Origin of the sequence: Hymenobacter negativus, from assembly GCF_016056375.1 — a bacterium.
Lineage (GTDB): Bacteria > Bacteroidota > Bacteroidia > Cytophagales > Hymenobacteraceae > Hymenobacter > Hymenobacter negativus_A.
On sequence record NZ_JAEDAE010000008.1, the window covers coordinates 229612 to 242324 of the forward strand.

Genomic DNA, 12713 nt, shown 5'->3' on the forward strand with positions numbered 1-12713 from the left:
AGTTGAAAAGGGAAAGCCCCGCTGGCATTGTGCCGGCGGGGCTTTTTATATATCCGCTGAATTGCGCCCAGGCAGTAAACTCAGTACAATTTCAGGAATGTCGTCATCTATGACCATACCGTCTATATATATACTGGTTTCATCAGCTCGCATTAGTTGCCACTTCTGAAGCACTTCTTCGGCTTCTTCACCAGCACTCATGAACATATGAGTCCAGGGTGGCGGGCAGTATTGATTCCACATACTTGATAACGCACTTAAAGCCTCATAAAGGTCTTTATTGCGCTCTATCAGCTGATTTCGCAACTTCTCATTTTCTGCCTTCAAACTAGCAACTGCCTCTTCATTATCCATTTCGCAAACTACTCAATCCTTTGACTTCTGCCACGCCCGCACTCGCGCCTTAGAATTCTCGCGGATGTTCATGTAGAACAGCGCATAGTCGGCGATGTGGCGGGAGTAACGCAGCTTCTTCTTACCGGAGGGCGGGAAGTGGGGAAATCCCTTGAAGCGCGGCGCATGTACCCAAAGCTGGCCGTGATGAATCTGGGCGTCGGTGAAATTGGGGTGGACGTGCTTGAAGCGGATGCTAACAGCGCCGCGGTTGAGGCTGGCCGGGGCGAGGGTAGAATCGAGCGTCCAGGTGAGGGGGTTGACGGCGATGCTGGGCTGGAACATGGATGACTCGTGGCCGGCATCGGAGGTGTTGTAGGCGACGTAGCAGTCGGTGGCCAGCGAGTCGGCGCAGGGCTTGAGGGTGGTGAATTCGTTGGGCTTTACCTGGAAACCGATGAGGTAGGCGGCCACGAGCTGGCGGCGCAGCGGGGTAGGCTTATCGAAGAATTCGTGAAGCAGGCGCGTGGCGTGGTCGGTGCCCTGGCTGTGACTGGCGATGATGAACGCGCGGCCCTGGTTGAAGTGCGCGAGGTAGTACTGGAAGGCGGAGCGCACGTCAGAGTAAGCCAATTCCAAGGCTTTCTCACCGTTCGGCTCCTTATCGAGGAAGGAGAAGAGCGTGGCCTGGCGATAGCGCGGCGCGTAGATGCGGCCGGTGGCATTGAACACGCTGGCCTGCTGCTTGATGGTGGTGCGGTCAGTGTACTTGTTCAGCCACTTTTTGCGCACGTCGCCGTTCCAGTGCCGGGGCGAGTAGTAGGTGGTAGGGTGGATGAAAAATACATCAACGGCGGCCGTGGCCTGCTCGTCGCGCAGGGTGGAATGGCGCGGCACGGCATCGGCCGAGTCTTTTTTGGTAGGCAGGGCGGCCCAACTGCTGGCCTGGGCGTAATCGGGGGCCGGCGGGGGGGTGTATTTCTCAAAATCCCGGCCCGGCTTGAGCAGCAGCCGGATGCAGCCGTTCAACGGCAGGAGTAACAGCAGAATCAGCGCGGTGCGGAGGCAAGGGGGTAACCGGAGCATATTTCAACTTCATACAAGGCGCCGCCTGACGCCGGAACCTCACCCCCGTCCCCTCTCCACAGGAGAGGGGAGCCGGACGATGGCATGGAGACTCAGCGGGACGTTCCTTAATTTTTTACTGAACAGCCACCGGCCAATGCTTCAACTCGCGCGGGGTGCCGTCGGCGTTATAGAGCAGCGTCAGCGGCTCAGCAGGCTTGGCTACTACATCGGCCAGGGTGATGTTCCAGCGCAGCCACATTTCGGCCAGGGTTTGGGTGTAGGCGCTGTTTTCCCAGGGGTTGAAGATGGCACCGGTCACGTCGTCGATGAGGGCGTCGAACACAAGTTGGGTGTCGCCGGGGCGCGGGTGGCGCGGGTAGATGTCGGGCACGACGTGCAGCAGGTGCGCGGCGTAGTACACGCGGGCTTTGAACTCGGCAATCTGAACCGGATGCAAGGGGCGCTGGGCGTCGGCGTAGACTTTGCGCATGGCTTGGCCCACGAGGCCAATATCGACCAGGCAGGCAACCAGCACCGTTTTATCGAGCTTGATGCTGAATACGAGCGTATTCAGGTCGTCGTCATACTCAAAAGGCGTTACATCTTCGGTGGGGTCGGCTTCTAATACGAAGACTGAGCCGGGCACGAAATCGGCGTATTCAGTAGGCACGCGCAGGCCTTGTAGCAACTGGAAAAACGCTTGAAAGCGACGCACCAGCGCGGCGTTTTCGGCCAGCGGGTATTTAGGCTTTATCAGGGGTTCGAACTCGTTCAGCAGCTCAGTGATGAAGATGCCGTAGAACATTTTGCCCATCCACAGAAACAGTGTGTCGTCGCCGAGGGCGCGCAGAGCGGCGGTACCCTGCGCGGCGGCAGCTTCTACCCTACTCTCCAGCTCGGCGATGCGCTGGCGGGCGGCGGGGGCGGCAGGCAGGCGCAGGTCTTTGATGAGAGCGGTGCGCTGGTCTAGGAGTTGAATGGGGCGCTCGGCGAGGTTATAGCGGGCCTGTAGCCATTCGGCGAAGACGGGCACGGTATCGTCGGGCCCGACGGGCTGGCCGCTGAGGAAGCAGGTTTCGGGGCCGAAGCGCATGCCATCGAACGGGTCGTAGGGCAGCAGGTCGGAGGGAGATAATAGAGCCATAAAAAGCAGTAGCGCGAACTTGGTGTTTCGCGTCGCCACGCGGCCAGCCGGAAGTTTCCGGGCAGCGCGGGGACGCGAACTACAAAGTTCGCGCAACAATGGTTACGGCGGAATGCCGCCTGTTTACTTCGAGAGAGTGTTGCCCGCTTTGATGAGCTGCTTGCTCAGGTTGGTGAGCGGCGCAGCATAGTCGCCGCCGGCCTCGTCGGCTACTTTGGCGGTTTCGGCGCCCAGGCTGGCGAGGATTTCGGCGATGTCGTGGGCGGGCGTTTTGCTGTCCGACAGCATGTCGCTGAGCTGGCTGAGCTCCTGCTTGATTTTGGCCAGACCGGGGCGGTCGGAAGCAGCCAGTACGGCAGCCCAGCGCTCCACTTCGGTGAGGCCCTGTGGGCCGGAGTTAATGGGTGTGCTGGCCGTTAGGAACGTGAGGGTGTCGTCGAGCAGAGCAGTATTTTGCTGGTCGCTCACGGCCATGGGCACGGCGGGCGTGGCGGGCGTTTGCGGAGTGGCGGCGGTGGAATCCATGGGAATGCGAAAATAAAAAGATGCGTGAGGGCTATACTGTTGCGGGCCGATAAAAGTTAGCTGGGCGATTTACGCAGGCTTGGGCGGCGGTTAGGCCGTGCCACGCGCGGCCGGCGCATGGGTTACCTTTTTCCTCCCCGTTGATTAACCGTCAAATCTCACTCTCAAATTCAACGACCATGAAAATCTCCGTTAAAGCCCTCTTCGTAGCCGCCGCCGTTGCCTTCACCGCCACCGCTTGCGAGCAAACCAAAACCACCGAAACCACGACCACCACGCCCGAAGGCACCACCGCTACCGTAGTTACCGATAGCACCGCCACCACGGCTACCGAAGCTGGTGCCGCCGCTGGCGCTGCTGTGGACAACGCTTCGGCCAACATGAAAGAAGGCATGCAGGAAGCTGGTGCCAAAATGGATGCCGCTGCCGACAAAGCCGGCGCTAAAATGGACGCCGCCGGTGCCAAGATGGACGCCAAAATGGATGCCGCCGGTGCCAAAATGGACGCCATGGGCGACGCTGCCGCCAAATCGGCCCAGCAGACCAAAGAGAACATGAAAGAAGCCGCCAAGAAGTAATTCCAGCCGGTTTTAATTTCCTAAAAAGCCCCGCACAAGAGATTGTACGGGGCTTTTTTATGCATTTCGCTCAGGCATTGGCTATTTCCAGGAGCACGTCGTAGTACGGACGGCCCAGGGTGCGGGCGCGCAGCCAGGAGTAAAAACTAATAACCTGAAGGTCTTCGCGCTCCTCGGAAATGAACGGGGGCAAGTGGGTCACGCGGTTGCCGAAATCGTGGTCGTGCGCGGCGTTGGGGTTTTCGATGAGCTCGCGCACTAGGCCGAGGTAGGTAAGCACGGGGCGATAGGGGCCGCCGGCGGGTGCGGCCTCGGTGGCGGCGGCCGCATCGGCGGGCACGGCGGGAAACAGGTCGCGGATGGTGCGCTCGATGGCGCGCAAGCGGGTCAGGGCCTGCTCGGCGTTGTCGAGCTCAACTTGGATGAGTACTTCGCCGATGTTGCGGTTTAGCAGCCATTCCAGGCCCAGGTGCTGTTCCAGCCAATGGTCGGTGCGGGCCAGGCTGAGCAGGGCCTGGTTGGCTTTGGCAAACTTGCCTTCGGCGAAGTAGTGGAACGTGAGCTGGAAGCGGGCCGTGAGGTCGTCGGCGGTAGTGAGGGTTTTGGGGCCGCGCAAAGTGGCTTCGAGCAGGCCAATGCTTTCGGCATTGCGGCGCAGAAAGGCGTAGTTGGCGGCCAGCAGGAAGGTGAAGCGCGGCGCAAACTCGCTGAACTGCCGGCCCGTTCCGGCGCTCATCAGGGCGGTGCCTTTTTCCAGATACGCCACCGACTCGGCAAAGCGGCGCGAGCGGTACAGGGCGTGGGCCAGCATGTAGAGTAGCTTGAGCTGGTGTCCCCGCTGGGCCGGCGCAAAGCCGTGGCGCCGCTCCATGAGGTTATAGCAGCGCTCGATGAATATGGCAAACGACGTGAAATCGCGCCGCACCAGCATGGCACTGCGTGTGATGGACATGAGCCGGCTCAGCAGCGAGGGCGAGCGGGCAAAGGCTTCCTGCAAGTCGTACTCAGCCAGAATCTGCTGCAAAATGGCATCAACGGCCACCGCGGCCCGGCCGCGCACCCGCGACTCGCGCAGGCGCTGGCGCAGCAGGCTGTCGGCAATGTTGGCGCGCTCTTCCTCGTCGGCGGCTTTTTTGTTGGCCCGGTAGCGGGGCAGAACGTCGTCGAGCGGCGCGGCGTGGGGCGACCCGGCGTGCTGAATTTGCAGATTATACACGGCGTTCAGCTGCTCGTACTGCTCGGTTTCGCGGCCCAGCTTCTCGGCTTTGCGCAGGGTGGCCCAGGCCAGGCGCGGAATACCGGCCTCGAAGAGGTATTGGGCCAGGGTGAGGTGGCCGCGCACGGTGGCGGCGGCCGTGGTATCGAGTTGGCGCTGGCGCAGCAGCAGGTAGTCGGTGAGGTGGCGCATGAGGCGCTTGCGCAGCGCGTAGTAGGCCACGGGGTTGGGCTCGTTGGGGTAGAGCTGGGCAATGAGCTGCTCGGTCTTCAGCTCCCTGGCCCGCACCAGCAGTTCGTATAGGCGCGAATCGAGGCGGCCGACGGTTTTGCGGCGCTGCCGCTGAATGAAGCGGCCGAAATCGCGGCGGTCGTCAGGGCTGAGGGTGAGCAGGGTAGTGCGCAGGTCGTCCATGGATGCGGCAGGCAGGCTTTTTCGATTATTCAGCGCTCGGGCTAATATCCTTTTTCAATAATACTAAAACCTAATGTTCAGCATTTTGAATCCAATTAACCCAATTATACAAGGTCTAACAATGTGCAAAATACGGTTGAAAACCGGCTGGCAAATGCGCCACCTTTAGCCATGTTTTCACCCTTAGCCCCTCGCGCCATGTTTGCACGCCTACTCTTCTTGTTTTCCCTGCTGGTGCTGCTGGCCGGCCCGGCCCACGCCCAGGACTTTCTCACCAAGCGCAACGGCGACGAAGTTGCGGTGAAGGTGGTTGAAATAACCCCGGCCGAAGTCAAATACCGTCGCGCCGACAACCCCGACGGCCCGCTCATCAGCATCTGGCGCACCGACGTGTTCATGATTCGCTACGCCAACGGCACCAAGGAAGTGCTCAACGCGGCCCCGGCAGCGGCTGCCGGAGTCGGCGTGCCCGTATCGGCCGCGGCGGCGCGCGCGGCTTTTCCGGCCGAAGTGCCCACGCTCAGCAATGCATCGCCTGACGATGCTATTTTGGACGAGCCCATTCGGCTCGATGGCCCGCGCATTGGCTTTACCGTGCTCTCGGCCAGCGTGCTGGACAAAGCCCGCGAAAGCGTGCCCGACCTCAACCCTTTTCTGACGCAGTTTGGCTGGCAGTTCGAGAGCCGCCTGTTTCGGATGCCCAACGGGGTGAGTGGGCTGGCCGAATTTGTGCCGCTGGTGGGCGGGCTGGAGCAGGGCAAATTCCTCCCCAGCATCAGCGGGCTGCTGGGCATCCGCGGGGCCAAGGGCCTGGAGTTCGGCGTGGGGCCGAACCTGACGCCACTGGGCACCAATCTGGTGCTGGCCATGGGTACTTCGTTTCACTCCAATGGCATCAACTTTCCGGTGAACGTGGCCGTGGTGCCGGGGAACGGCGGCGCCCGCATCAGCCTAATGCTGGGGTTCAATGCCCGGCATCGGTAGTTCATGCGTTCTGCTTGCACGCTCATAGTTGTGGGCAAAGTATAAAATTCCGGCATTCGGCCCGCCGCCTCAACGCGCCTAAACGCCTTGCGTACAAGCTCAACACTTTCACCACAGCCCACCCTTATTTCCTCCTAACCAATTTCCCTTTTCACTCATGGACCTCAACAGCAATAACGTTAACGACAACACCGAGCTGCAAGCTCGCGGCAACTGGAACCAACTGAAAGGCGAAGCCAAACAGAAGTGGTCCAACCTGACTGACGACGACCTGACTTATAACGAAGGCAAACAGGACGAGTGGTTCGGCCGCCTGCAGGAGAAAACCGGTGAAACCATCGACAACATCAAGAACTGGTTCAACGAAAAGACCGACAACGCCACGGCTTCGACCACCGGCACCGAATACCGGGCTCGTGGCGACTGGAACCAGATTAAAGGCCAGGCCAAGCAGAAGTGGGGCAATCTCACCGACGACGACCTGACCTACAACGAAGGCCAGCAGGATGAGTGGTTCGGCCGCCTGCAGGAGAAAACAGGCCACGCCATTGATGACATCAAAGGCTGGTTCCAGCGCACGTTCTAAGGCATTCTTTCCCCAACGCAGTAGCGCGGCTTCCAAACAATCCAGCGCTACTGCATGACTCAAAAAGCCCTTTCTGGAGACAGAAAGGGCTTTTTATTTGAATCACAGCCGAACTACACGTTGGCCGTTTCGGCCACGTAGTCACTCAAATACTGGTACCGCTCTGTGAGCTGGCCGGCTTTGGCGATGGTGGCGCGGGCAATAACGCCCTCGGCGTCGGGGCCCAGCAGGTGGGGCAGCACTTTATCGATGAGCTGGCGGCCGAAATCGCGGCTGGCGTTGCGGGGCAGTTCACAGGGCAGGTTATCTACGGCCATCTCGGTGATGTTTTCCGGGCGCGAATAGGCCGGCTCCAGCTCGCCGGTAATGGGGTTGTAGTCGAAAGCCGGCTCGGCGATGGTGCTGCTGCGCTTGGTGGTGGGCACCGAGCCGTTCACGTCGCAGGTCACGTCGGCGATGGTGTTGATGCGGAAATCGGGTTGGCGCGTGTCGGCTTCGGTGAACAGCAGCGGCGCGGCTGGGTGCCAGTAGGCGCAGGCAATGAGCAGGTCGGTCACGGGCAGGAAATTGCCGAACGTGGACTCGTACTCTTCCGGGTGTTGGTGGAAATTCTGGGTATCCCACACGCGGCCGTCGCGGCGGCGGTTGTAGTCGGAGCTGCGCAGCTGCGTGTACACCGGCTCGTTGAAATCGAGGTAGAGGTAGTCGTACACACTCACGCGGCGGATGCCCATCCGGTCGAGCACTTCGAGCGCGCCCTGGGCCACGCGGCCCGAGCCCGTCACGGCCATTTTGATGGGCGGCAGCTTCTTCACCTTGAAAAATTCCTCCTGCATGTCGTCCATGTCCACGCACTGCCAAGCGGGTTTCAGGTCGTAGAGGTTGTGCTTGCGGCCGTAGGTCAGCAGGCCATTGTAGGCCCCTACAATGCCGGCGTAGCGCCCGAACGCCACGATGCGCTCGCCGTGCTCGTTGGTCAGCAGCTCGTAGTCAATCAGGGTAATGTTCTTTTTGAGCACAGCTTGCAGCAGCTTGCGGTTGGCGGGCTGCTTCTTCACGGTGTGCGAGAAGAAGAGGTAGGTTTTGTTGGGAATGAGCTGGTCGACGGGCACTTCCTTAACGCCCATCAGCACGTCGCAGGCGCTCACGTCGTCGCGCACTTCCAGGCCCAGGTCGCGGTATTCCTGGTCGGCGTAGCTGCGAATGGGGCTGCTTTGCACCACGATTTGCAGGCCGGGAAAGCTGGTCTGCGCCTCCACACACTTCTTGGGGGTGAGGGGCACGCGCTTATCGGGCGGGGTTTTGCCTTCGCGAATGAGGCCGATGGTGAGGGACATGGAATGGGGTGGGAATTGGAAGAGGAAATGGAAAACGCCTGTCATCCTGAGCGCAGCGAAGGACCTTCTCACGTCTGCATAGCTTGCCGCACTCAAGATTAAGCAGGCGTAACAAGGTCCTTCGCGGCGCTCAGGATGATAGACGGATTCGGTGAAGCTACAAGGCACCATCGAACCAGACAATCGGCCAAAATTACGGCTTTGCCCGCAGTTCGCCGGGACGTTTCGGGCGTACCTTTGTTAAGGAATCTGAATCCGTAACCCCACCCGCCTAACCGGCTTCCCACCAACCCATTCCCGTCTTTATGTCGTTGAAATTCTCGCCAGTCGACGTTTTTGAAGCCCGCCACAACGCGCCCGGCACCGATGCCCGGGCGGCGATGCTCCGCACCATCGGCGTGGACAGCATCGAGCAGCTCATCGCCGAAACCGTGCCGCCCGCCATTCGCCTGAAACGTGCCCTCGACCTGCCCGCCGCCCTCAGCGAACGGGCTTTTTTGGCGAAATTTAAGCAGATTGCCGGCCAGAATCAGGTATTCAAATCCTACATCGGCCTCGGCTACCACGACACCACCCTGCCCCCCGTTATCCAGCGCAACATTCTGGAAAATCCGGGCTGGTACACCGCCTACACGCCTTACCAGGCCGAAATTGCCCAGGGCCGCCTCGAAGCCCTCATCAACTACCAGACGGTAGTAATTGACCTCACCGGCCTCGAAATTGCCAACGCCAGCCTGCTGGATGAAGGCACCGCTGCCGCCGAGGCCATGCACATGCTGCACTCGCAGACCAAGAAAAAAGGCGCCAACCAGTACTTCGTGTCGGAGCAGGTGCTGCCCCAGACCATCGACCTGCTGCGCACCCGCGCCACCCCGGTTGGCATTGAGCTGGTGATTGGCAACCACCGCCAGATTGACCTCAGCAACGAAGGCTTCTTCGGCGCGATGGTGCAGTACCCCGCCGCTGATGGCGAGGTGTTCGACTACAAAGACTTCATCGCCCAGGCACAGAAAAATAACGTGTTTGTGGTGATGGCCGCCGATTTGTTGGCTCTCACGCTGCTCACCTCCCCTGGCGAGTTGGGCGCCGATGTCTGCGTGGGTAACTCGCAGCGCTTCGGCGTGCCGATGGGCTACGGCGGCCCACACGCCGGCTTCTTCGCCTGCAAAGACCAGTTCAAGCGCGTGATTCCCGGCCGCCTCATCGGCCAGAGCGTGGATGCGGCTGGCAACAAGGCCTACCGTATGGCCCTGCAAACCCGCGAGCAGCACATCCGCCGCGAAAAGGCTACCAGCAACATCTGCACCGCGCAGGTGCTGCTGAGCGTGCTGGCCGGCATGTACGCCGTGTACCACGGCCCGCAGCGCCTCCAGCAGTTCGCCACCAACACCCACCTGCTGGCCCAGACCCTGGAAGCCGGCCTGAAAAAGCTGGGCGTGGAGCAAACCAACGCACACTATTTCGACACGCTGAACCTGCGCCTGGAAAGCGCCGAACTGCAGCAGGCGTTGAAAAAAGAAGCCGAAGCCGCCCGCCTCAACTTCCGCTATTTCGACGAGGTGCGCGTGGGTATTTCGCTGAACCAGAACACCGAGCTGCACGATGTGGCCGACATTCTGGACGTGTTTGCCAAAGTGCTGGGCAAGGAAGCCGACCAGCTGGCCGAAGCCGTAGCAGCCGACGAGCTGCGCGTGCCCGCCAGCCTCATCCGCAGCAGTGAGTACCTCACGCACCCGGTGTTCAACACGCACCATGCCGAGCACGAGATGCTGCGCTACATGAAGCAGCTCGAAAACAAGGACTTGAGCTTGGCCCATAGCATGATTGCGCTGGGCTCGTGCACCATGAAGCTGAACGCCACCGCCGAGATGATTCCGGTGACCTGGCCCGAAATCGGCGGCCTCCACCCCTTCGCTCCCATCGACCAGGCCAAAGGCTACGAGCAGATTTTCAGCGACCTGCAAGCCTGGCTGTGTGAGGTAACCGGCTTCGCGGCCGTGAGCCTGCAGCCCAACTCCGGCGCGCAGGGTGAGTACGCCGGCCTGCTGGCCATCAAAGGCTACCACGAGGCGCGAGGCGACCACCACCGCAACGTGTCGCTGATTCCGGCCTCGGCCCACGGCACCAACCCCGCTTCGGCCGTGATGGCCGGCATGCAGGTAGTGGTGGTAAAAAGCACCGAAGACGGCAACATCGACGTGGCCGACCTCAAAGCCAAGGCTGCGCAATACGCTGACAACCTGAGCTGCCTGATGGTGACCTACCCCAGCACGCACGGTGTGTACGAGGAAACTATCATCGACATCTGCGAAACCATCCACCAGCACGGCGGCCGCGTGTACATGGACGGCGCCAACATGAATGCCCAGGTAGGCCTCACCTCCCCCGCCACCATTGGGGCCGATGTGTGCCACCTCAACCTGCACAAAACCTTCTGCATTCCGCACGGCGGCGGCGGCCCCGGCGTTGGCCCCATCGGCGTGGTGGCCGACCTCGTTCCCTACCTTCCTGGCCACGCCGTGGTGCCAGTAGAAGGCCGCACCAGCGGCTCGGTTTCGGCTGCGCCGTGGGGCTCGGCCAGCATCCTGCCCATCAGCTACGCCTACATTTCGATGATGGGCGGCGATGGCCTGAAGCGCGCCACCGAAACTGCCATCCTCAACGCCAACTACATCAAAGCCCGCCTTGAGCCGCACTACCCGGTGCTTTACACCGGCAGCCACGGCCGCTGCGCCCACGAAATGATTCTGGAATGCCGCCACTTCAAAAAGGCCGGCATCGAAGTAGAAGACATTGCCAAGCGCCTGATGGACTACGGTTTCCACGCCCCTACGGTATCATTCCCCGTAGCCGGCACGCTTATGATTGAGCCCACCGAAAGCGAAAGCAAAGCCGAGCTCGACCGCTTCTGCGACGCCATGATTTCCATCCGCAAGGAAATTGCCGAAGTGGAGGCCGGCCGCGCCGATGCCAAGGAGAACGTGCTCAAGCACGCCCCGCACACTGCTGCCACGGTGCTGGTGCACGAGTGGACGCGCCCATACACCCGCGAGCAGGCCGTGTACCCCATGGAGTACGTGCGCGCCAACAAGTTCTGGCCCGCCGTGGCTCGCATCGACTCAGCCTACGGCGACCGCAACCTGATTTGCAGCTGCACCCCGATGGAGGAATATGCCGACCAACAGGAAGAGCTGGTGCAGGCCGATAAAGGCCCGTCTTATTAGGTTAAGAGTTAGCAGTTAAGAGTTAAAAAAAAGCCCGTCTGACAATTCAGACGGGCTTTTTTTTAACTCTTAACTGCTAACTCTTAACTTACTTGCGGTTGCCCCGCTCGTTGCCGCGCTCGCCGAAGCAGCGGCGGTCCATGTAGCCTACTTTAGTTTGACCGTCTTTATCGAGCCGGACGCGCACGAAATAGGCGTTGATGGTATCGGTTACCTGCACCTCGTTGCCGGTGGTGGTTTGGGCCAGGATGGCAGACGTTTTTTTCATGCCATCGTACACCGGGCAGTCCACGATGGTATTGTGCGCTACGGGGGTACGGTCGGCGGCCGCTTTACCCATTTCGTCGCGCGTGGAGGTGCAGGCGGCAAACAGACTGGAAACAGCCAAAAAGAGTAGGGCAGTTCTTTTCATCAACGAGGAAAAAGCAAGGGTGGGGATTTTGGAGGTAAGGTAGGACAAATTCCCGTGATGGCAATATTTTGTCTTCTTATTTGAATTCGCTTACCCACGGCCCAAACCCATAAAAATGGAACGCCAAAACCCTCTTTTCCGTTAATATCACAGCCTCCGGAAACACCCCGTTTATCCTCATAAACGGCTTTTTAGGGGCATTACTCCACCCCGTCTTCCTTTCTTATTTTTATGAATCGCATCACCCGTTTTCTGGCCCACCCAGTGGCCTTGGTTGCCGCCAGCTTAGTGCTGTTGCTGGGTCCCAGCGGCTGCACCACGGCCTCCCGCGTAGGCGTAACCAATGACTTCGACCATGCTGTAAACTTCCGGGCTTTCAAAACCTGGGCCTGGTACCCGCAGCAGCCCCGCGACGCTGAGGGCGGCCCGGCCAAGGGCTACGAGTCGTTTCTCGACAAGCGCATGCGCGCTTCGGTAGCTTCGGAGATGGCAGCTAAGGGCCTTACCGAGGTAACGACCGCACCCGATATCTACGTGGCTTACAGTGCCCGCGTGGAGGACAAACAGCAGGTTTCGCCCTACTACAATGGCCTCGGCTACCCATACGGCTACGGCTATGGGTACTACGGCCGAGGATACTCGCCTGTAACGCAGTACAAGGCTGGCACTGTGGTGATTGATATCATCGATGCCCGCCGCAAGGAGCTTGCGTGGCGTGGCACCGGCCAAGCCCAGGTCAACCAGAACACCATCGACGAAGCCGAAACCCACCGCATCGTAAACGGCATTCTGAGTACCTACCCGCCGCAGGATAATAACGCCCGCCGCTAAGAAGCGCCAGCCGTTCGACAGCAAAAAGCCCGCTCAAATTGAGCGGGCTTTTTGTTTATAA

11 protein-coding genes and 2 pseudogenes are annotated in these 12713 nt (G+C 60.3%); 6 read left to right on the plus strand and 7 right to left on the minus strand.

The annotated features are described in order from the left end of the window. Window positions 1–45: 45 nt before the first annotated feature. The 4 genes from I7X13_RS16825 to I7X13_RS16840 form a co-directional block, all read right to left on the minus strand. Window positions 46–354 (minus strand): hypothetical protein, encoded by a 309-nt coding sequence (locus I7X13_RS16825; protein WP_198076357.1) that lies wholly within the window; start codon window positions 352–354, stop codon window positions 46–48. Between the two features lie 12 nt (window positions 355–366). Next, window positions 367–1419: a DUF3089 domain-containing protein gene (locus I7X13_RS16830; RefSeq protein ID WP_198076358.1), complete on the minus strand. Its 1053-nt coding sequence runs from the start codon at window positions 1417–1419 to the stop codon at window positions 367–369. Between the two features lie 115 nt (window positions 1420–1534). After that, window positions 1535–2545 carry a hypothetical protein gene (locus tag I7X13_RS16835; protein ID WP_198076359.1) on the minus strand — a complete coding sequence of 337 codons (1011 nt, stop codon included), beginning with the start codon at window positions 2543–2545 and terminating at the stop codon, window positions 1535–1537. Between the two features lie 123 nt (window positions 2546–2668). Beyond that, window positions 2669–3070: a hypothetical protein gene (locus tag I7X13_RS16840; protein WP_198076360.1), complete on the minus strand. Its 402-nt coding sequence runs from the start codon at window positions 3068–3070 to the stop codon at window positions 2669–2671. Window positions 3071–3249: 179 nt separating this feature from the next. On the opposite strand from I7X13_RS16840, the gene I7X13_RS16845 reads away from it, so the two are divergent. Continuing rightward, the gene (locus tag I7X13_RS16845) at window positions 3250–3648 is read left to right on the plus strand and encodes a hypothetical protein (protein ID WP_198069866.1); all 399 of its coding nucleotides are present in this window, start codon (window positions 3250–3252) and stop codon (window positions 3646–3648) included. Between the two features lie 70 nt (window positions 3649–3718). Here I7X13_RS16845 and I7X13_RS16850 read toward each other — a convergent pair whose 3' ends face one another. Further along, window positions 3719–5278, minus strand: a complete 1560-nt coding sequence (locus tag I7X13_RS16850) for a hypothetical protein (protein WP_198076361.1) — start codon at window positions 5276–5278, stop codon at window positions 3719–3721. A gap of 198 nt (window positions 5279–5476) precedes the next feature. On the opposite strand from I7X13_RS16850, the gene I7X13_RS16855 reads away from it, so the two are divergent. The 3 genes and pseudogenes from I7X13_RS16855 to I7X13_RS21575 form a co-directional block, all read left to right on the plus strand. Further along, window positions 5477–6262: a hypothetical protein gene (locus I7X13_RS16855; protein ID WP_198076362.1), complete on the plus strand. Its 786-nt coding sequence runs from the start codon at window positions 5477–5479 to the stop codon at window positions 6260–6262. Window positions 6263–6419: 157 nt separating this feature from the next. After that, window positions 6420–6623 (plus strand): annotated as a pseudogene (locus tag I7X13_RS21570) (CsbD family protein); the annotation flags it as partial. Window positions 6624–6683: 60 nt separating this feature from the next. After that, window positions 6684–6848: pseudogene (locus tag I7X13_RS21575) on the plus strand (CsbD family protein); the annotation flags it as partial. A gap of 113 nt (window positions 6849–6961) precedes the next feature. Here I7X13_RS21575 and I7X13_RS16870 read toward each other — a convergent pair. Continuing rightward, complete coding sequence (locus I7X13_RS16870; protein ID WP_198076363.1) at window positions 6962–8185, minus strand: NAD(P)-dependent oxidoreductase; 1224 nt, start codon at window positions 8183–8185, stop codon at window positions 6962–6964. 305 nt (window positions 8186–8490) lie between these two features. On the opposite strand from I7X13_RS16870, the gene gcvP reads away from it, so the two are divergent. Then, window positions 8491–11409, plus strand: coding sequence for an aminomethyl-transferring glycine dehydrogenase (gene gcvP / locus I7X13_RS16875; RefSeq protein ID WP_198076364.1), 2919 nt, complete (start codon window positions 8491–8493; stop codon window positions 11407–11409). An 88-nt stretch (window positions 11410–11497) separates the two neighbouring features. On the opposite strand, the gene I7X13_RS16880 is transcribed toward gcvP, so the two are convergent. Continuing rightward, window positions 11498–11821 carry a hypothetical protein gene (locus I7X13_RS16880; RefSeq protein WP_198069861.1) on the minus strand — a complete coding sequence of 108 codons (324 nt, stop codon included), beginning with the start codon at window positions 11819–11821 and terminating at the stop codon, window positions 11498–11500. 231 nt (window positions 11822–12052) lie between these two features. Here I7X13_RS16880 and I7X13_RS16885 point away from each other — a divergent pair, with 231 nt between their 5' ends. Then, window positions 12053–12652 carry a DUF4136 domain-containing protein gene (locus tag I7X13_RS16885; RefSeq protein ID WP_198069860.1) on the plus strand — a complete coding sequence of 200 codons (600 nt, stop codon included), beginning with the start codon at window positions 12053–12055 and terminating at the stop codon, window positions 12650–12652. Window positions 12653–12713 lie beyond the last annotated feature (61 nt).